At 62.2% G+C, this 19,810-nt stretch carries 14 protein-coding genes; 7 read left to right on the forward strand and 7 right to left on the reverse strand.

The genetic code is table 11. The annotated features are described in order from the left end of the window. Positions 1–15: 15 nt before the first annotated feature. The 5 genes from AC0IYH_RS05495 to AC0IYH_RS05515 all read right to left on the reverse strand — a co-directional run bounded on the left by AC0IYH_RS05495 (position 16) and on the right by AC0IYH_RS05515 (position 8,256). Entirely contained in the window at positions 16–1,467 is a 1,452-nt protein-coding gene (locus AC0IYH_RS05495) for an efflux transporter outer membrane subunit (protein ID WP_471833189.1), read from the reverse strand. Further along, complete coding sequence (locus tag AC0IYH_RS05500) at positions 1,464–1,937, reverse strand: MarR family winged helix-turn-helix transcriptional regulator (protein ID WP_101271828.1); 474 nt, start codon at positions 1,935–1,937, stop codon at positions 1,464–1,466. The genes AC0IYH_RS05495 and AC0IYH_RS05500 overlap by 4 nt, the downstream gene beginning before the upstream one ends. Before the next feature lie 205 nt (positions 1,938–2,142). Then, on the reverse strand, positions 2,143–5,814 hold the full coding sequence (locus tag AC0IYH_RS05505) for a translocation/assembly module TamB domain-containing protein (protein WP_471833191.1): 3,672 nt from the start codon (positions 5,812–5,814) through the stop codon (positions 2,143–2,145). After that, on the reverse strand, positions 5,814–7,541 hold the full coding sequence (locus tag AC0IYH_RS05510; protein ID WP_471833192.1) for an autotransporter assembly complex protein TamA: 1,728 nt from the start codon (positions 7,539–7,541) through the stop codon (positions 5,814–5,816). Before AC0IYH_RS05510 ends, AC0IYH_RS05505 begins: the two co-directional genes overlap by 1 nt. 64 nt (positions 7,542–7,605) lie before the next feature. Beyond that, a complete protein-coding gene (locus AC0IYH_RS05515; protein ID WP_471833194.1) occupies positions 7,606–8,256 on the reverse strand; it encodes a GNAT family N-acetyltransferase in 651 nt (216 codons plus the stop codon). Between the two features lie 168 nt (positions 8,257–8,424). Here AC0IYH_RS05515 and xthA point away from each other — a divergent pair, with 168 nt between their 5' ends. Further along, entirely contained in the window at positions 8,425–9,237 is an 813-nt protein-coding gene (xthA, locus tag AC0IYH_RS05520; RefSeq protein WP_471833196.1) for an exodeoxyribonuclease III, read from the forward strand. 198 nt (positions 9,238–9,435) lie between these two features. Then, positions 9,436–10,764, forward strand: a complete 1,329-nt coding sequence (locus AC0IYH_RS05525; protein ID WP_471833198.1) for a substrate-binding domain-containing protein — start codon at positions 9,436–9,438, stop codon at positions 10,762–10,764. A gap of 132 nt (positions 10,765–10,896) precedes the next feature. Here AC0IYH_RS05525 and AC0IYH_RS05530 read toward each other — a convergent pair whose 3' ends face one another. Continuing rightward, on the reverse strand, positions 10,897–12,126 hold the full coding sequence (locus AC0IYH_RS05530; RefSeq protein WP_116629826.1) for an acyl-CoA dehydrogenase: 1,230 nt from the start codon (positions 12,124–12,126) through the stop codon (positions 10,897–10,899). Between the two features lie 151 nt (positions 12,127–12,277). Between AC0IYH_RS05530 and AC0IYH_RS05535 the strand changes: the two genes are divergently transcribed. The 3 genes from AC0IYH_RS05535 to AC0IYH_RS05545 all read left to right on the forward strand — a co-directional run bounded on the left by AC0IYH_RS05535 (position 12,278) and on the right by AC0IYH_RS05545 (position 14,644). After that, positions 12,278–13,213, forward strand: a complete 936-nt coding sequence (locus AC0IYH_RS05535; RefSeq protein WP_116629827.1) for a LysR family transcriptional regulator — start codon at positions 12,278–12,280, stop codon at positions 13,211–13,213. A 122-nt stretch (positions 13,214–13,335) separates the two neighbouring features. Continuing rightward, the gene (locus AC0IYH_RS05540) at positions 13,336–13,728 is read left to right on the forward strand and encodes a MerR family transcriptional regulator (protein ID WP_116629828.1); all 393 of its coding nucleotides are present in this window, start codon (positions 13,336–13,338) and stop codon (positions 13,726–13,728) included. Between the two features lie 16 nt (positions 13,729–13,744). Further along, the gene (locus tag AC0IYH_RS05545; RefSeq protein ID WP_122771605.1) at positions 13,745–14,644 is read left to right on the forward strand and encodes a hydroxymethylglutaryl-CoA lyase; all 900 of its coding nucleotides are present in this window, start codon (positions 13,745–13,747) and stop codon (positions 14,642–14,644) included. A gap of 597 nt (positions 14,645–15,241) precedes the next feature. Here the strand turns inward: AC0IYH_RS05545 and AC0IYH_RS05550 are convergent. After that, on the reverse strand, positions 15,242–16,876 hold the full coding sequence (locus tag AC0IYH_RS05550) for an AMP-binding protein (protein WP_471833200.1): 1,635 nt from the start codon (positions 16,874–16,876) through the stop codon (positions 15,242–15,244). A 150-nt stretch (positions 16,877–17,026) separates the two neighbouring features. Between AC0IYH_RS05550 and AC0IYH_RS05555 the strand changes: the two genes are divergently transcribed. Beyond that, positions 17,027–18,190, forward strand: a complete 1,164-nt coding sequence (locus AC0IYH_RS05555) for an isovaleryl-CoA dehydrogenase (protein WP_471833201.1) — start codon at positions 17,027–17,029, stop codon at positions 18,188–18,190. Positions 18,191–18,202: 12 nt separating this feature from the next. Continuing rightward, positions 18,203–19,810 (forward strand): carboxyl transferase domain-containing protein, encoded by a 1,608-nt coding sequence (locus tag AC0IYH_RS05560; RefSeq protein ID WP_471833203.1) that lies wholly within the window; start codon positions 18,203–18,205, stop codon positions 19,808–19,810.

The following is a 19,810-nucleotide window of genomic DNA, read 5'->3' on the forward strand; positions in this document are numbered from 1 at the left end:
GACAAATACCTCAAATTATTCCGTGCGTGTGGCTGGGGTGGTCGCGGCCACGTTATCGGCTTGGTATCCGCCACCCAGGGCCTGCATCAATTGAATCGACAGATCGATTTGCCCGGCATTCAGGGTCGCCAGCTGACGCTGGGCCTGCAGCAATTGCTGCTCGATGCTGAGCACGTCCAGGTAGTTACCGATACCTGAGCCGTAACGCTGAACCACGGTGTCGTAAGACTGCTGGGCAATATCCGTGGCATGTTGCTGGGCCTGGATCTGCCGCCCGGTTTCGCGCAGTTGTGAAAGGGTGTTGCCGATGTCCCCCAGGGCTTGCACCAGGGTCTTGTTGTACTGGGCCACGGCCAGGTCGTAGTCGGCGTCGCGGGCATCAAGGTCGGCACGCAGGCGGCCGCCGTCGAAGATCGGCAGCGAGATCGTCGGCGCGATATTGAAGAAGCGGCTGGCCGAACCGAACATCGCATCCCCCAGCAACGACTCGGCCCCGGCACTCGCGCTCAGGTTGAGATTGGGGTAGAAGCGCGTCTTGCTGGCGGCGATGTCTTTACTCGCGGCCTCGACGCGCCAGCGCGCGGCGATCAGGTCCGGACGACGGCCCAGCAGCTCGGCGGGCAACACCGACGGCACGGCGACGGCGGCCGGTTTCAACACGCTGGGACGTGCCAGTTCATTGCCACGGTCGGGGCCTTTGCCGAGCAACACCGCGAGGGCGATCTTGGCGCTTTGCAGTTGTTTCTCCGCGTCGATCAGTTGCGACTGGGAGCTGGCTTCCAGGCTTTCGGTCTGCTGGTACTGGTATTGGCTGTCGATACCCGAGTCCAGCCGGCGTTTGCTCAGGTCGAGCATCTGACGGGTGCGCTTGAGGTCGTCGGTGGCCAGATCCCGCACGATGTGGGCCTGGCCCAGGTCGCTGTAGGCCTTGGCCACGTCGGCGGCGAGGGTCAGGCGCGCGGCCTGCTGGTCGACTTCGGCGGCGCGGGCCTGACCCAACGCGGCTTCCCAGGCGGCGCGCTGGCCACCCCAGAGGTCGAAGTTGTAGTTGAAGCTGGCGCCAATGTTGCGCACGGTCGAATACGCATCGCCCTGCCCCAGCGGGTCCTGGTCCTTGGCCAGGCGCGAACGGCTCACACCGGCGCTGGCATCCAGGGTCGGCATGCGCGCGGCATTCGCTGCATAGGCGGCGGCTTCGGCCTGGTGGGCACGGGCGCTGGCGACTTGCATGTCGGGGCTGTTTTGCAGGGCTTCATGGATCAGGCCGTCGAGCTGTGGGTCGCCGAGGCTCTTCCACCAGTCGGCGGCAGGCCAGGCGGCGTTGGACAGGGTCACACCGCTCAAGGACCTGCCGGTTTGCAGGGTATTTGCGTCGAGGCGCTGGCCCTGGGTGTCGAGGCCGCTGAAATTGGCGCAACCGGCCAGGCTCATGGCAACCAGCACCAGGCTGAGGGCACGTGTGTTCATTCTTTACCTACCCGCTGCAGGGTGATGGGGTCACCGGCAGCTATCAGAATTTTCTTGAGGATCTTTTCCAGGGTCTGCAGCTCACCGGGCTCCAGCGCACCGGCCAACTGGTTCAGGGCCTGGGCGCCGATATGCGGCAGCATGTCCGCCAGGCGCTGGCCGTCGGCGGTCAGCACCAGCTGCACTTGGCGGCGGTCCAGTTCGGAGCGCTTGCGGTCCAGCAGGCCTTTTTGTTCAAGACGGTCGAGCATGCGCGTCATCGAGCCGCTGTCCAGGGACAGGTTGCGGCACAGCTCCGCCGGGGTGTCGACGCCAAACTGCGCCATGATGATCAACACCTTGAACTGCGCGGCGGTCACGCCGTGGGGCTCCATATGGGTGTCGATGATCTTGTCTTTGAGAATCGCGGCGCGGCCCAACAACAGCCCGAGGTGGCAGTTGTGGAAGTTGTCCGGGGTGAAGTGTTTCATCGGAAGTCACCTTATTACTGCCTAGGCAGTGAATGTATGACGAGATGTTACTGCTTAGGCAGCGAATGTCAAATGGAATAATTAGCTTGCTTGGTAATGTGGGAGGGGGCTTGCCCCCGATAGCGGTGGATCAGTCACTCACGTGTTGACTGGACCATTGCTATCGGGGGCAAGCCCCCTCCCACATTTTTGACTGCGAACGGATTTAGAAATCGCGCTTGTAGAAAATATCCAGTGAGCTGGCCACGCCACTGGCCACTTCCAGGTACACCTTCTTGCTCAGCAGATAGCGCAAGGCAATCGTGCTGGCCGGCTCGAACACTCCTACCCCGTAACGCAGGCTGAGTTTTTCGGTGATCTTGCCGCTGGCCACCACCGCCGTGGTGGTGCCGCTGCCCTGGGTGTCGAGGTCGAAGTCCTGGATACCCAGCTTGTTGGCAAGGTCGGAGGTGACCCCGGCGCTTCCCATCAAGCCCAGGCCAAGGGCGGCTTGGGCGAGCATGTTGTTGTCTTCACCGGTGGAGCTCAGCGGACGCCCCAGCACCAGGTAGGACAGCGCCTGCTCCTGGCTCATGGCCGGCTCCGAGAATATCTGCGTGGTGGGCTGCTCGGCGCTGCCGCTCAGGCGGATACCGGCGACCACATCGTCGGTCTTGCGGATCGCTTCGATGTCCAGGTAGGGCTGGTCGAGGGGACCGGCGAACAATAGCCGCGCACGGCGCACATCCAGCCGCTGCCCGTATGCGCGGTAGCGCCCGTCGTTGAGCCACAGCTCGCCACGGGTGTCCATGTTGTCGCCGATATGCACCTGGCCCTGCACCTTGGCGGTCAGGCCGAAACCCGAGAAGTTGAGCTTGTCTTCGCCCACCACCACGTCGATATCCATGGCCATGGCCATCGGCGGTTTGCCTTCCTCGGTCTGGCTGCCAATGATGACCGTGTCATCCGAGACCTTGACCGTGGACGGCGGCAGCTCGCGCACAGTGATGTCACCGCGCGGGATGTGGACCTTGCCGGCAATCGCCAGCTTGTCGTTTTTCAGGCTGATCTTCAGGTCGGGCGCCACTTCCAGCACCGCGTAGGGTTCGACCGTGACCGGCAACTGCGAGCCCTGCAGGCTCAGGTCTACGGCCAGGGCCTGGCCCCAGTCGATCTGACCCTTGAGGCTGCCCTGCCCGGCCTTGCCGCTGCGCCACGCGCCGTTGAGCTGCACGCTTTCGCCGGCAATCAACGCCTGTACGTTCAGGCCTTCGAGGCTGATGGGCAGTTCCGGCCCGGAGATTTCGCCGCCGATCAGGTTGACGTTGCCGTTGACCTGTGGCGCCAGCAACCCGCCGGAAATTCGCCCACTGCCGTTGAGCTTGCCGTTGAGTTTTTCCACCATCGGCACAAACGGCCGCGCCACGGCGAGGTCGAGGCCGGTCAGGCTGAAATTGCCGGTGATCGGCTTGTTTTTCGGCAGCGGGTTGATCTGCGCCTGCAACAGCAACTCGCCGAGCTGGCCGCCGCGGAAATTCAACTGAGTGTCGATGCGCTTGGGATTGAGGGTGGTTTCCAGCTTGAGGGTGTCGTAGGGGAAATCCAGCCACTGGGCCTTGTCCTTGACGCGCAAGGTGCCGCCGCTGGCATCCACCGACACCACGCCCTTGGGGCCGCTGGCCGGCAGGTCGAGTTGCACGTCGGCGTTGAGCTTGCCCTGCCAGGCGAAGTCCTTGGGCAAAAACGCCGCGAGGCTGTCGATGGGGAACTGCTTGAGGTGGTAACGCAATTTCGGCTCGGGCATCAGACGCTGGTCTTCACCGCACAGGCTGGCCGGGCCGGACACCCAGCAGTGCGCGGCAAAGGTCAGCTTGCCGTCGGCCAGGCGTTCGATCTTCGCCGGGGCTTGCAGCTTCCAGTCCTGGCCGCCGGCCTGTACATCGCCGTTGGCCAGGCGCCCGCGCCAGTTGCCGTTGTCGAGGTTGCCGTCCAGGGCCAGGGCCAGCTTGACCAATGGGCCGGCCAGGTCCAGTTGGACCTTTTGGTTCTTGATGTCGCCCTGGGCACTGGCGGTCAGGGTGCCGACCTGGGTTTCCCCGGCCTGGATGCCGCTGCCCTTGAGGTCGATTTTTGCGCGCTGGGCGCTGTCGAGGGTGGCGTCGAGCGTCAGGCTTTGCAGGCGGTTGTCGGCAAATGCCAGTTGCTGGCCCTTGAGGTCGAGTTTGCCTTGGGGCGCCTGGAGGCTGCCGGCCACGTCGAGACGGCCATTGACCTGGCCACGTAACTGCGGCCACAACTGGGCCAGGCGCGCGAGCTTGATATCAATCTGCCCGGCCAGGCGTTGTTGCAGGCTGCCGCTGCCGTTGATGCGGTTGTCGCCCAGGCGGATATCCAGATTGGCCAGGGTCCATTGCTCGCCCGCGCCTTCTGCCTTGGCTGCCAGCGCGGCGGTTTGCCCGCGCAGGCGACCCTTGAGGTCAAGGTCGGCATTCAGTTTGAGTTGCTCGTTCTTGAACTCACCCTTGCTGCGCAGCGGGCCAGCCAGCGTGCCGGGCAACTCGGCGACCCAGTACGCCGGGTTCAGCGCCGACAGGTCCAGCGCCGTGTCCCAGGCGATACCGTCGGCGAATCGCAGGTTGAGGTGGCCCTCGGCCTTGCCTTGGCCGGCGGTCAGCTTGAGTTCGGGCAGGAACACTTGCTTGAGGTCGCCACTGAACGGCGTGACCACGTTGAACTTGCCGGCGGGGCCGTCGAGGTCGGCCTTGAGGTTGCCGAGGTAGTTGCCGTCCTTGTAGGACACCTCACCATTAAAGGTACGCAACACCACCTGCGGCTCGTCGATCAGCGGGTAGAGACGATGCCAGGGGAAGTCCAGCCAATCGATCTTCGCGTCGGCGCTGAAACCTTGCTGCCAATCCAGCTGGGCGCTGAGCTTGAGGCTCTGTTTGTCGCCGGCCGTCAGGTCTAGGCCGGCGATCTGCGCGCCCTTGGCGTCGACCTTGCCTTGCAGCAGCAAGGCCACCGGGCCTTTTTCCGCCGGCAGCACGGCCCTGCCCAGCAGTTGATAACCGCTTTTAAGGTCGCCCTTGGCGGTCAGGTCCAGTTGATTGAGTTGCAGGGTGTCGGGCAGGTCGGCGCTGGGCTTGAAGCCATCGGCGGTGATATGCAACTGGGCGGGGAGGTTCTCCGCCAGAGGCTGCAGCGCGCCGGTGAGCTTGGCCGGCAGGTAACCGCTGCTGTCGGCATCCAGCGTGAGGGTCTTGAGCAAGTCGCCATCGATCTTCAATGCCACCTGCCAGGGCGCGCCACCGGGAGCGTACGGTAGGCTCAGATTGCCGCTGGCGCTCAGCCGCCAGTCGCCGGTGGGTTGCAACAGCCCCGCCAGGTCCAGCACCAGACCGTCGCGTTGCAGGTGCACCGAGTCAATCCGCATCCCGGCGGCCGTCCAATGCGCGGCCAGTTGCAAGCCCTTGAGTTCTTCGCTGCCGTTAAACAGCAGGCTACCGACGCGAATGTCGCCCAATTGGACAGCAATCGGCAACTTCAAGTCCGGCAGCGTGATGGGGCCGCTGCTGTCTTCGGTACTCGGTGGGAATTGCAGGCTGACCTGTTCCACATCCAGCTGATCGATGCACAAGGTCGTGCGCAACAGGCAGGTGGGCGACCACTCAAACACGGGCGCCGTGAGTTCCACACGGCTGCTGCCCTGTTGCCACAGCAGGTGATCGGCGCGCCACTGGCCACCCAAATGCCCCTGGAAGTTCTCTACCGTCAAACCGGGTACGCGCCCCAATGCCCAGCGGCTGCCCGCCTGGGTGCCGAGTACCGCCCACAGCGCCAGCAACAGCACGGCGAGGATGGCCGCCAAGGCCAGCCCCGCTATTTTTACACCACGCATCACAGCTCGGGCCCCATGGAAAAGTGCAATCGAATACCGCCCGGGTCTTCCAGGGCATGGGCCAGGTCGAGGCGGATCGGCCCGACCGGCGAGACCCAGCGGATGCCGACGCCGACGCCGGTTTTCAGGCTGGGCATTTCCAGGGTGTTGAAGGAGTTGCCCTGGTCGATAAAGGTCGCGATCCGCCATTTTTCGGCGATGGAATATTGATACTCGGCGCTCAGGGCCACCATGTAGCGGCCACCGATGCGGTCGCCACGGTCGTTCTCCGGCGACAACGTCTGGTACTCGTAACCGCGCACGCTCTGGTCGCCACCGGCAAAGAAGCGCAACGACGGCGGCACCGATTTGTAGCCATTGGTGGCGCTGCCGCCGACCTGCGCCCGGGCCAGGAAGCGGTGGTTGTCCCACAGGGTGGTCAGGCCCTTGACCATGGCCGTGCCGTAAAGCAGGTTGGTGTCGGAGCCCAGGCCTTCCTTGGCGACCTTGGTGTCGAATTGCAGGCGGTAGCCGTTGTGGGGGTCGATACGGTTGTCGCTGCGCAGGTAGGAATAGGTCACACCCGGCATCACCAGGTTACTGAGGCCCGAATCGTTGCCCAGGCGATATTCTTCGCGCTGGTATTTCAATGAGATGATGCGGGTCCAGCCACTGGGCAACTTGCTGTGCCATTCGGGGCCGAGGGTGAGCAATTTACTCAGGGTATCGGTGTTGGCGATTTCTTCATTCTGATAGCCCCCGGCAAAACGCAGCTTGTCGGTGAGTGGCGGGTCCAGCGGAATGTCGTACCACAGGCCAACGTTTTGCCGGGGTGCCGACAGCTCGGCTTCCCAGCCATAGCTATGGCCCTGGGGGTTGACCCAATGGCGGGTCCAATTGGCCTTGCCACGCGGGCCGACATCGGTGGAGAAACCCAGGCCCAGGCCCATGGTGCGCGGCTTGCGGGTTTGCAGGTTGACCGCCACCGGGATCACGTCATTGGCGGAGGCGGCCGGCGCGGCGTCGACGCGCACGCCTTCGAAAAAGCCGCTGGCTTGCAGGTTCTGGTTGAGTTCGGCGATCAGTTCGGAATCGTATGGGGTGCCACTTTTGAACGGCACCATGCGTTGCAGCAGTTCTTCATCAAACGGCGTGTCGCCGGCGAAATTGACTTTGCCCAAGGTGTAGCGCGGGCCACTGTCGTAGATCAGTTCGATGTCGGCGACGCCGGCCTGTGGGTCTACCGCCAGCGTCTGGCGACTAAAACGTCCGCTGAAAAAGCCGTAGCGCGACGCCTGGTTCTGGATCAGGCGCTTGGCGTCTTCGTAGTGGCCGTGGTTGAGCACGGCGCCGGATTTGAGGTCGTCGCTGGCGGGCACGCGAAACGCCTTGAGGTTCGAGGCAGGGCCGTCGACCCGAATGGTCACGTTGCGCAAATGCACCGGTTCGCCGGGGTCGATGGTGAGGATCAGGCGCGGGTTCTTGCCGCCTTTTACATCACTCTCGATCTGTGGCTGATAGAAACCCAGAGCCTGGGCCGCCTTGCGCGCCTGCTCTTCGGCGCCACGGCTGAACCGCAGCAAGGCTTCTTCATCACGATCGCCCACCCCGCCGATATAGCCTTCGATGTTGGCTTTCAACGCGTCGTTTGAGGGCTTGATCCGCACGTCCAATTCGCTTTGCGCCATTGCGCCGCAGCTGGTGAACAGCAGAACCAGGCCGCTGGTAAATCTTCCTGGAAACTTCATAGGCGCGGATGCTACATGAGCAAGGGGGGTACTTTGAACTCAGAAAATTCTGAAAAATTCTGAGTTAAGTCGTTGCAGCACTTAGGACCTGCGGATTTGGGTGGAAAAAAACATGTTCCAAAATGGGTCCAATCGCCACCTCACCGATTTCCTCGTAGCCCTGGCGCTTATAAAACTCCAGGTAACGTGAATTGCCGGTATCCAGCACCACACCGGACGAATGCGGGTCTTCGGCGCACCAGTTGTGAATCGCTTCGAGCAGTTGCTCACCGTAGTGCTTGCCCTGGAACTGCGGGTGAATGCCCAGCAATGGCAACACGTGCACCGACTCGCTGGGCAGGCACGCCAGCACCGCATGATGGTAATCCAGATAACGCCGCGTGCCGCGCACACCGGTGCTCAGCCACATGCGCAGTTGCCAGGCCCAGCTCTCGGTGATCCCCAGACGCCGTTGCGGCGGCGCGATCAGGGCGATGCCGATCAGCCGGTCATTCACAAACAAACCGATGGCAGGCAGCTTCTGGAAAAAATGCTGTTTGACCAACTCACGCACCGTGGCGCGCACGCGTTGCTCATACCCGGGGCGTTCCGCTTCGAAGATGTAGGCGAAGGTCGGCTCATGGCGATAGGCCTGGTACAACAGGGAACGGGCCTCGCGGGAATAGCCGCTGTTGAGCAAGCGAATTTCGGCAATGTCAGTCGAGGTGTCGGGCATGCAATCAATCTCCATGGCGCCATTCAAAAGATGACGTTCTTATGGGTACGAACCTGCGCAGCAGCAGTCGTTCCCAGACATTAGCAGTGCATCTGCCCTACCGCCACGCTGGCCCCCGCCGGACTTGTCGGCTAGCATCGCCCTTTTGCCAGAACCGGACTGCCGACCATGAAAATTGTGTCTTTCAATATCAACGGGCTGCGCGCCCGCCCTCATCAGCTGGCGGCGCTGATTGAAAAACATCAACCCGACGTGATCGGCCTGCAGGAAACCAAGGTCCACGATGACCAGTTCCCCCTCGCCGAAGTACAGGCCCTTGGCTACCACGTGTACTACCACGGGCAGAAAGGCCACTACGGCGTGGCCCTGCTCTCGCGCAAGGAAGCCCTGAGCCTGCACAAAGGCTTTGCCAGCGATGAAGAAGACGCCCAGCGCCGCTTTATCTGGGGCACCTTCGCCGATGAAAACGGCCACCCGGTGACCATCATGAACGGCTATTTCCCCCAGGGCGAAAGCCGCGACCACCCGACCAAGTTCCCGGCCAAGCAACGTTTCTACGAAGACTTGCAGCAACTGCTGGAAAGCCAGTTCAGCAATGACCAGGCCCTGGTGGTGATGGGCGACGTGAATATTTCCCCGGAAGATTGCGACATCGGCATCGGCGCCGACAACGCCAAGCGCTGGCTGAAAACCGGCAAGTGCAGCTTCCTGCCGGAAGAACGCGAGTGGATGGCGCGCCTGAAAAACTGGGGCCTGGTGGACAGCTTCCGGCACCTGAACCCGGATGTTGCCGACCGTTTCAGCTGGTTCGACTACCGCAGCCGTGGGTTCGAGGACGAGCCCAAGCGTGGGCTGCGGATTGACGTGATCATGGTGTCCAACGGTTTGCTGCCACGAGTTAAGGATGCGGGTGTGGACTACGATTTGCGCGGTTTGGAAAAGCCATCGGACCATGCGCCGATCTGGCTGGAATTGAGCTGATCTGACGCCGAATAAAAATCCAAATGTGGGAGGGGGCTTGCCCCCGATAGCGATGCATCAGCTACAGATAAGCTGTCTGGCACACCGCCATCGGAGGCAAGCCCCCTCCCACATTTACCCTGCAGTGCGTCAGTCACAATGTTGCAACCTGCCTGTCTTAATCTCGCGCCACTCCCTTTGCCTTGAGAAGGTGGCGGCATGATGCTGCGCGTTCTGTTTCTGTTGACCCTGCCTCTTTATGCGATTGCCGCGCCCCTGCCCGTTCCCGACCAAGGCCCTGCGTTGCGCATTCAGGGCTCCAACACCATCGGCGCGGCACTCGGCCCCGCCTTGGTCAAGGGCTTGATGCAACAGCAAGGTCTACAAGGCGTACACAGCGAACCGGCCGAAGGCGCCAACGAACAACGCATGATCGGCACCACGCGACAAGGCAAATCGGTGACCATCGAGGTAGCCGCCCACGGCTCCAGCACCGGTTTTACCGCGCTTAAGAAATCCACCGCCGACCTCGCCGCCTCTTCACGCCCGATCAAGGACAGCGAACTGGTAGACCTCGAACCCCTCGGCGACCTGAAAAGCCCCGAGGCCGAACAGGTGATCGCCATCGACGGCCTGGCAATCATCCTCAACCCGCAAAACCCGCTGAATACCTTGAACACCGAGCAACTGGCGCAGATCTTCAACGGCGAGGTCAGCACCTGGGAGGCATTGGGCGGTGTCGGCGGGCCGATTCATTTATATGCCCGGGATGATCAATCCGGCACCTACGACACCTTCAAGGAATTGGTACTGCGCCTGCGCGGCAAGCCCCTCGCGGCGCCCGCCAAACGCTTTGAGTCCAGCGAGGAACTGTCCGACGCGGTGAGCCTGGACCCGCAGGGCGTCGGCTTTATCGGCCTGCCGTATGTGCGCCAGGCCAAGGCGGTGGCGATTGTCGATGGCGAATCCCAGGCGATGTTGCCGCTCAACAGCCTGATTGCCACCGAGGATTACCCGCTGTCCCGCCGGCTGTTCTTTTACTTGCCACCGTCGGCGCGCAACCCGTGGGCCAAGGCGCTGGTGGACTTTACCCAAACCAGCAAGGGCCAGGCGATTGTCGGGGCCAACGGGTTTATTGCCCAGCAAGTACAGGCGATGGCCGTGGAGGCGCGGCCGTCGATGCCGGAGGACTATCAAGCCATCGCCCGTGACGCCCAGCGCCTGACCGTGAATTTTCGTTTCGAAGAAGGCAGCGCCAGCCTGGACAACAAGGCCCGCCAGGATTTGCAGCGGGTGGTGGCGTACCTGAAAAGCCACGGCAAGCTGGATAAGCAGGTGACGCTGGTGGGGTTTGGCGATGCGAAGAATGACCCGCAGCGGGCTGCATTGCTGTCTAAGTTGCGAGCAATGGCGGTGCGTCGGGAGTTGGTCAAGAACGGCGTGGTGCTCAGGGATATCCGGGGGTTTGGAGCGCAGATGCCGGTGGCGACGAATGCGGCGGATGAGGGCAGGATCAAGAATCGGCGGGTGGAGGTTTGGGTGTATTGAGGCCTGGGGTTTTGGGGTGTTAATACTTGCCTCATCGGGGGCAAGCCCCCTCCCACATTGGATTGCACTCCTGCTTGAGAAACGCGGTCAAGTGTGGGAGGGGGCTTGCTCCCGATAGCAGGCGCCGCGGTTTTACTGCCCGCCGCGCATCAGCTCTTTAGGCACATACTTGCCAATCTCAAACTTGCCAATCGCCGCCCGGTGCACTTCATCCGGGCCATCAGCCAGGCGCAGGGTGCGCTGCATCGCATACATGTAGGCCAGCGGAAAATCGTTGGACACCCCCGCCCCGCCGTGCATCTGGATCGCGCGGTCAATCACCTTCAAGGCCACGTTCGGCGCCACCACCTTGATCTGGGCGATTTCGCTTTTCGCGACTTTGTTACCCACGGTGTCCATCATGTACGCCGCCTTCAGGGTCAGCAGGCGTGCCATGTCGATTTCCATGCGTGAGTCGGCGATCTTGTCGATATTGCCGCCCAACCGCGCCAAAGGCTTGCCGAACGCAGTGCGGCTGACGGCGCGTTTGCACATCAGTTCCAGCGCCCGCTCGGCCATGCCGACAGATCGCATGCAGTGGTGGATACGGCCTGGGCCAAGGCGACCCTGGGCGATCTCGAAACCGCGCCCTTCACCGAGCAGTACGTTTTCGTACGGCACACGTACATTGTCGAACAGCACTTCGGCGTGGCCGTGTGGCGCGTCGTCGTAGCCGAACACCGGCAGCGGACGCAGGATTTTTACCCCGGGGGTATCCACCGGCACGAGGATCATCGAGTGCTGCTGGTGGCGCGGTGCATCCGGGTTGCTCAGGCCCATGAAGATCAGGATTTTGCAGCGCGGGTCGCAGGCGCCGGAGGTCCACCACTTTTTACCGTTGATCACCCATTCGTCGCCCTGACGCTCGGCGCGGGCGGCCATGTTGGTGGCGTCCGAGGAAGCCACGTCGGGTTCGGTCATGGCGAAGGCCGAACGGATCTCACCGCGCAACAGCGGCTCGAGCCAGCGTTGTTTCTGCTCTTCATTGGCGTAACGCACCAGCACTTCCATGTTGCCGGTGTCGGGGGCGGAGCAGTTGAACGGCTCCGGGCCCAGCAGCGAGCGGCCCATGATTTCGGCCAGTGGTGCGTATTCCAGGTTGGTCAGGCCGGCGCCCAGTTGGGATTCCGGAAGGAACAGGTTCCACAGGCCTTCGGCTTTGGCCTTGGCTTTCAACTCTTCCATGATGGCGGTGGGCTGCCAGCGGTCGCCTTCGCTGACCTGGCGTTCGAACACCGGCTCGGCCGGGTAAACGTAAGCATCCATGAACGCGGTGACGCGTTCACGCAGTTCCTGAACCTTGGGCGAATAGGCGAAATCCATGAGCAGCTCCCTTCTTGGAGAGGTTGTTTAGGTCATGCAATCGATGCTAGAACAGCGCTTATAATTTACCTAGCCTATTCTCGGCGTGTATTAACATTCATCACCGATATATGATCGACGTATGGCCACCTAACAATAAGAGCGCAACGAAATGAATCTGAGCAAGGTCGACCTCAACCTCTTTATCGTCTTCGACGCGATCTACACCGAAGCCAACCTGACCCGCGCCGGGCAGATTGTCGGCATCACCCAGCCGGCGGTGTCCAACGCCCTGGCGCGTTTGCGCGAGACCTTCAACGACCCGCTGTTCGTGCGCACCGCCCAGGGCATGGTGCCCACGCCGATGGCGCAGAACATCATCGGCCCAGTGCGTAATGCCCTGTCGCTACTGCGTGTATCGGTGCAGGAAAGCCGCATCTTCAACCCGCAGCAGGCGGCCAAGACCTACCGCATCAGCATGACCGACCTCACCGAGGCGGTAATTCTGCCGCTGCTGTTCCAGCGCCTGCGCCGCCTGGCGCCCACCGTGGTGATCGAGAGCTTCCTGTCCAAACGTCGCGAGACCACCAAGGAACTCGCCGCCGGGCGCCTGGATTTTGCCGTGGACGCGCCGCTCAATACCGACCCGCAGGTGCGCCACGTCAAGCTGATGGAAGACCGCTATGTGTGCGCCATGCGCAAGGGCCACCCGATGGCGGGCAAGGACAAGCTCAGCCTGGATGATTACCTGTCGCTGACCCATATTCATATCTCCAGCCGCCGCAACGGCCTGGGCCATGTTGACCTGGCCCTGGGCAAGATGGGCATCCAGCGCAAGATTGCCCTGCGCTCCCAGCACTACCTGATGGCGTCGCAAGTGTTGCAGCAGACCGACATGGTCATGACCGTGCCCGAACGCTTCGCCCGCCGCCATGAACTGCACTGGTTCGTGCTGCCGGTGAACGATGTGCCACCGGTGGAAACCCATCTGTACTGGCATGAAAGCACCGACCAGGACCCGGCCAACCGCTGGATGCGCGAGCAGATGATCGAGTTGTGCCAACAGGTTACGGCCCATGAAAAGAAGCTCGATGGCAAGCAAGCCTGACCTGTAGCAGAGCCTTTGCTCCAGGTGGGAGGGGGGCTTGCCCCCGATGGGCTGCGCTGCCGCCCTTGACGTTTACGTCAACCTGCCACTAGCCTAACGCCAAGACCTTCTTGAGCGCCCCCATGAGCACCACCTACAGCATCTCTGACCTGGCCCGTGAGCTGGACATCACCACCCGCGCCATTCGCTTCTATGAAGAACAAGGCCTGCTGGCCCCCGAACGCCGGGGCCAGGAGCGCATTTACTCGGCGCGCGACAAAGTCAGCCTCAAGCTGATCCTGCGCGGCAAGCGCATCGGCTTCTCCCTGGCCGAGTGCCGCGAGCTTATCGAGCTCTACGACCCCAGCAGCGGCAACCATATCCAGCTCAACAGCATGCTCGCCAAGATCGCCGAGCGCCGTGAGCAGTTGGAGCAGCAATTGCTGGATATCGAACAGATGAAGCTGGAACTGGACACCGCCGAAGAGCGCTGCACCCAGGCCCTGGCCGAAACCATGGGCCAGATTGGCCATTGATCAGAAGGTAATCGCCATGCCCCTCCCCTCACACGTACGCCTGGTAGAAGTCGGCCCGCGCGACGGTCTGCAGAACGAAGCCCAACCCATCAGCGTGGCCGACAAGGTGCAACTGGTGGACGCCCTCAGCGCGGCGGGCTTGAGTTATATCGAAGTCGGCAGCTTCGTATCGCCCAAATGGGTGCCGCAAATGGCCGGCTCCGCCGAGGTGTTTGCACAGATTCAGCGCAAGCCCGGCGTGACCTACGGCGCCCTGGCGCCGAACCTGCGCGGGTTTGAAGATGCGCTGGCGGCGGGCGTGAAGGAAGTCGCGGTGTTTGCGGCAGCGTCCGAGGCGTTCTCCCAGCGCAACATCAATTGCTCCATCAGCGAAAGCCTGGAACGGTTCGAGCCGATCATGGACGCTGCCCGCCAGCACGGCATCAGCGTGCGCGGCTATGTGTCGTGTGTGTTGGGTTGCCCTTACGAAGGTGAGGTCGCCCCGGAGCAAGTGGCAGCAGTCGCCCGCGAGTTGTACTCCATGGGCTGCTATGAAGTGTCCCTGGGCGACACCATCGGCACCGGCACGGCGGGCGCCACGCGGCGATTGTTCGAAGTGGTTGCGACCCAAGTACCACGGGACAGCCTGGCGGGTCACTTTCATGACACCTACGGCCAGGCGATTGCCAATATCTACGCCAGCCTGCTCGAAGGCATCAGCGTGTTCGACAGCTCTATCGCGGGCCTCGGCGGCTGCCCGTATGCCAAGGGCGCCAGCGGTAACGTCGCTACCGAAGATGTGGTGTACCTGCTCAATGGCCTGGGGATCGACACCGGTATCGACCTGGAAGCCCTGATTCGCGCCGGCCAACAGATCAGCCACGTGTTGGGCCGCCCCACCGGCTCGCGCGTGGCCAAGGCGCGTAACGCCAGTTGAGTAGCGTAGCCGTGACAATGTGTTACCGCAGCCCTACACATCGAGTAACACGGGAACATATTTTGTCGTATTCGCCGTAGGCCGTTGCTCACATAAAAATCAAACCATTGATTTTAAAGGACTTTAAAAAGTTGGCACGCCTTCTGCTATCTCTATTGCATAACAAGAATAAAAAGCGCCAAACCTAATAAAAATAAGACGAAACGACTCTGACATAACAAAAACAACACGGCAGAGACGCAGCTAACAGATTTTTTTGAAGAAGATGTGCTTCGCAGGGTACGGCGTGCCGCAACCCGCAACCGGTTAGAGAAAAATAAAACTACCTCAGGTAGCTGCCACTGGTTGGATCGGTCATGAAGAAGCAGATCAGCGTTCAAAAAAATACGTTTGCTCTTGACCCCGCATGGGGGTCGCCAAAAACAGCGGTAAAGGGTCACGGCTGCCAAAAACAACAACAGGCCGCCCCTCAATAATAAAAAAAGAGCACGCAACGACAAATTAAAGGGGACCTTCGGGTCCCCTTTGTGCTTTCTGCGGTTTCTTACCTGACTGACTCACTGCAGTAAAACTGTGGGAGGGGGCTCTGCGGTGTGACTACGGCTGCATTTTCAGCTCCTCTATGGAGATCTCGCGCATGCGGAATTTCTGGATCTTGCCCGTCACCGTCATCGGAAACTCATCCACGAACTTGAAGTGCCTGGGCGTCTTGAAGTGCGCAATGCGGCCCTTGCACCAGGTTTGCAGCTCCAGTGCGTTGGCCACATGGCCGGGGTGGAACTTGATCCAGGCGACGATTTCTTCGCCGTAGCGCGCATCCGGAATGCCGATGATCTGCACGTCGGCCACCGCCGGGTGAGTGAAGAAAAATTCCTCCAGCTCGCGCGGGTACACGTTTTCGCCACCGCGAATGATCATGTCCTTGTTGCGCCCGGCGATGCTCACGTAGCCGTGCTCATCCATGCTCGCGAGGTCGCCGGTGTGCATCCAGCCGGCGGCGTCAATGGCCTCGCGGGTGCCTTCAGGGTTGTTCCAGTAGCCGAGCATCACGCTGTAGCCACGGGTGCACAGTTCGCCGATTTCACCGCGCGCGACGGTGTTGCCCTCAGTGTCGATGATCTTGCTTTCCAACTGCGGCTGGGTGCGGCCGACCGTGGTTACGCGGCGCTCCAGGTCGTCATCGGCACCGGTCTGCAGCGACACCGGGCTGGTTTCGGTCATGCCGTAGGCAATCTGTACTTCACCCATGTGCAACTCGCTGATGACCCGGCGCATCACCTCGATCGGGCAGGTGGCGCCGGCCATGATGCCGGTGCGCAGGGTGGCCAGGTCGAACTCGCCCCGGCGCGGGTGATCGAGCATGGCGATAAACATCGTGGGTACGCCGTACAGGCCGGTGGCGCGCTCTTCGGCGACGGTGGTGAGGGTCAGCAGCGGATCGAAACCGTCGTCGGGGTAGATCATGGTCGTGCCATGGGTGATGCACCCCAGGTTGCCCATCACCATGCCAAAACAGTGATACAGCGGCACCGGGATCACCAGGCGGTCGTGGGCGGTAAGGCCCAGGCTTTCGCCGACCATGTAGCCGTTATTGAGGATGTTGTGATGACTGAGGGTCGCGCCCTTGGGGAAGCCGGTGGTGCCGGAGGTGTACTGGATGTTGACCGGTTGATCGAAATGCAGGCTGGCCTGGCGGCTGTGCAGTTGCTCGGCCGGGACGCCTGCGCCAAGCGCCGCCAATGCCGACCAGGGCATGAAACCCGCAGGCGGGCTGGGGTCGAGGCTGATCATACCGCGCAGATCGGGTTGCAGCTCCTGCAACATCGCGTGGTAATCCGAGGTCTTGAACGACCCGGCACACACCAGCCACTGACAGCCGGATTGTTTGAGCACGTAGTCCAATTCAGTGCTGCGGTACGCCGGGTTGATGTTGACCAGAATCACGCCAACCTTGGCGCTGGCGACCTGGCTGATGCACCACTCGGCGCAGTTGGGTGCCCAGATACCCAGGCGGTCACCGGTTTGCATGCCCAGGGCCAGGAACGCGCGGGCGTGCAAATCAACCGTCTCGGCCAGTTGCCGCCAGGTGTAGCGACGTTGCTGATGGCGCACCACCAGGGCTTCGCCATCGGGATAGTGCGCCACGGTGTGATCGAAGGCCTGGCCAATGGTCGTGGCCAGCAACGGCTTGTCCTGAGCGCCACGGCTGTAGCTCTGATTCGGTTGATCCATAACGACCCCTGTTGTCTTTTTTGTAGGTTGACGTAAACGTAAACTACGATTGACAGCGCCGCAACGCAAGCTTACGTTAACGTAAAGGTGAGCGCCCTCCCCTGGCGCGCCAACCCCACAACAACAAAGCTCACATTAAGGTGCCTGTCCATGAGTTACCCGTCCCTGAACTTCGCCCTCGGTGAAACCATCGACATGCTGCGCGACCAGGTGCAGTCCTTCGTGGCCAAGGAAATCGCGCCCCGCGCCGCGCAGATCGACGTCGACAACCTGTTCCCCGCCGACCTGTGGCGCAAGTTCGGTGACATGGGCCTGTTGGGCATCACCGTGGCGGAAGAATACGGCGGCGCCGGCCTGGGCTACCTGGCCCACGTGGTGGCCATGGAAGAGATCAGCCGCGGCTCGGCCTCGGTGGCGTTGTCCTACGGCGCCCATTCCAACCTGTGCGTGAACCAGATCAACCGCAACGGCAATCACGCGCAAAAACTCAAATACCTGCCCCAACTGATCAGCGGCGAACACGTCGGCGCCCTCGCCATGAGCGAGCCGAACGCTGGCTCCGATGTGGTCTCAATGAAACTGCGCGCCGACAAACGCGGCGACCATTACGTGCTCAACGGCAGCAAGACCTGGATCACCAACGGCCCCGACGCCAACACCTACGTGATCTACGCCAAGACCGACCTGGAAAAAGGCGCCCACGGCATCACCGCGTTCATCGTCGAACGCGACTGGCAAGGCTTCAGCCGCAGCAGCAAATTCGACAAGCTGGGCATGCGCGGCTCCAACACCTGCGAGCTGTTTTTCGATGACGTGCAAGTGCCCGAAGAAAACATCCTCGGCGTGCTCAACGGCGGCGTCAAAGTGTTGATGAGCGGCCTCGACTACGAACGCGTGGTGCTCTCCGGCGGCCCCACCGGGATCATGCAATCGTGCATGGACCTGATCGTGCCCTACATTCACGACCGCAAGCAGTTCGGCCAGAGCATCGGCGAATTCCAGCTGATCCAGGGCAAAGTCGCCGACATGTACACCCAGCTCAACGCCAGCCGCGCCTACCTCTACGCGGTGGCCCAGGCCTGCGAGCGCGGCGAGACCACGCGCAAGGACGCCGCCGGGGTGATCCTCTACAGCGCCGAGCGCGCCACGCAAATGGCTCTGGATGCGATCCAGATTCTCGGCGGCAACGGCTACATCAACGAATTCCCCGCCGGGCGCCTGCTGCGTGATGCCAAGCTGTACGAAATCGGCGCCGGCACCAGTGAGATTCGGCGGATGCTGATCGGTCGCGAACTCTTCAACGAAACCCGCTGAAGGAGCTCGCCCATGGCCACCTTGCACACCCAACTCAACCCGCGCTCGGCGGAGTTTGCCGCCAACAGCACGGCGATGCGCCAACAGGTCGACGCCCTGCACACTTTGCTCGCCCATGTGCAGCAAGGCGGCGGCGCCAAGGCCCAGGAGCGCCACACCTCGCGGGGCAAACTGCTGCCGCGTGAGCGGATCAATCGCCTGCTCGACCCTGGCTCGCCATTCCTGGAACTCAGCCAACTGGCCGCTCACGGCGTGTATGGCGAAGACGTGCCCGCCGCCGGGGTGATTGCCGGCATCGGCCGGGTGGAAGGCGTGGAATGCATGATCGTCGCCAACGACGCCACGGTGAAAGGCGGCTCCTACTACCCGCTCACGGTGAAAAAACACCTGCGCGCCCAGACCATCGCCGAGCAGAACCGCCTGCCGTGCATATACCTGGTGGACTCCGGTGGCGCCAACCTGCCGCGTCAGGACGAAGTGTTCCCTGACCGCGAGCACTTCGGGCGCATCTTCTTCAACCAGGCGAACATGAGCGCCCAGGGCATCCCGCAGATCGCCGTGGTAATGGGTTCGTGCACCGCCGGTGGCGCTTACGTGCCGGCCATGGCCGACGAAGCGATCATGGTGCGCCAGCAAGCCACCATCTTCCTCGCCGGCCCGCCGCTGGTGAAGGCGGCGACGGGTGAAGTGGTGAGCGCCGAAGACCTCGGCGGCGCCGATGTGCATTGCAAGATATCCGGCGTGGCCGACCACTACGCCGACAGTGACGAACACGCGCTGGCCCTGGCCCGGCGCAGCGTAGCCAACCTCAACTGGCGCAAACAGGGCGAGTTGCTGCAACGCCCGCCGGTCGCGCCGCTGTACAGCAGCGAAGAGCTTTACGGCGTGATCCCCGCCGATGCCAAGCAACCGTTCGATGTGCGCGAAGTGATCGCGCGGCTGGTAGACGCCTCAGTGTTCGATGAATTCAAGGCGCTGTTCGGCACCACCCTGGTGTGCGGGTTTGCGCACCTGCATGGCTACCCGATTGCGATCCTGGCCAACAACGGGATTCTGTTCGCCGAGGCCGCGCAAAAAGGCGCGCACTTTATCGAACTGGCTTGCCAGCGCGGGATTCCGCTGCTGTTCTTGCAGAACATCACCGGGTTTATGGTCGGGCAGAAATACGAGGCCGGCGGCATCGCCAAGCATGGCGCCAAGCTGGTTACCGCCGTGGCCTGCGCCAAAGTGCCGAAATTCACCGTGATCATCGGCGGCAGCTTTGGCGCCGGTAACTACGGCATGTGCGGCCGCGCCTACGACCCGCGCTTTTTGTGGATGTGGCCCAACGCGCGCATTGGCGTGATGGGCGCCGAACAGGCCGCCGGGGTGCTGGTGCAGGTCAAGCGCGAGCAGGCCGAACGCGCCGGCAATGCTTTCAGCGCCGAGGAAGAAGCGGCGATCAAGCAGCCGATCCTCGACCAGTACGAAACCCAGGGCCACCCCTACTACTCCAGCGCGCGCTTGTGGGATGACGGCGTGATTGACCCGCTGCAAACCCGCGACGTGCTGGCCCTGGCCTTGTCCGCTGCGCTGAATGCCCCCATCGAGCCGAGCCGCTTCGGCGTGTTCCGCATGTAA

The sequence above is a fragment of the Pseudomonas sp. AC463 genome, assembly GCF_979253585.1.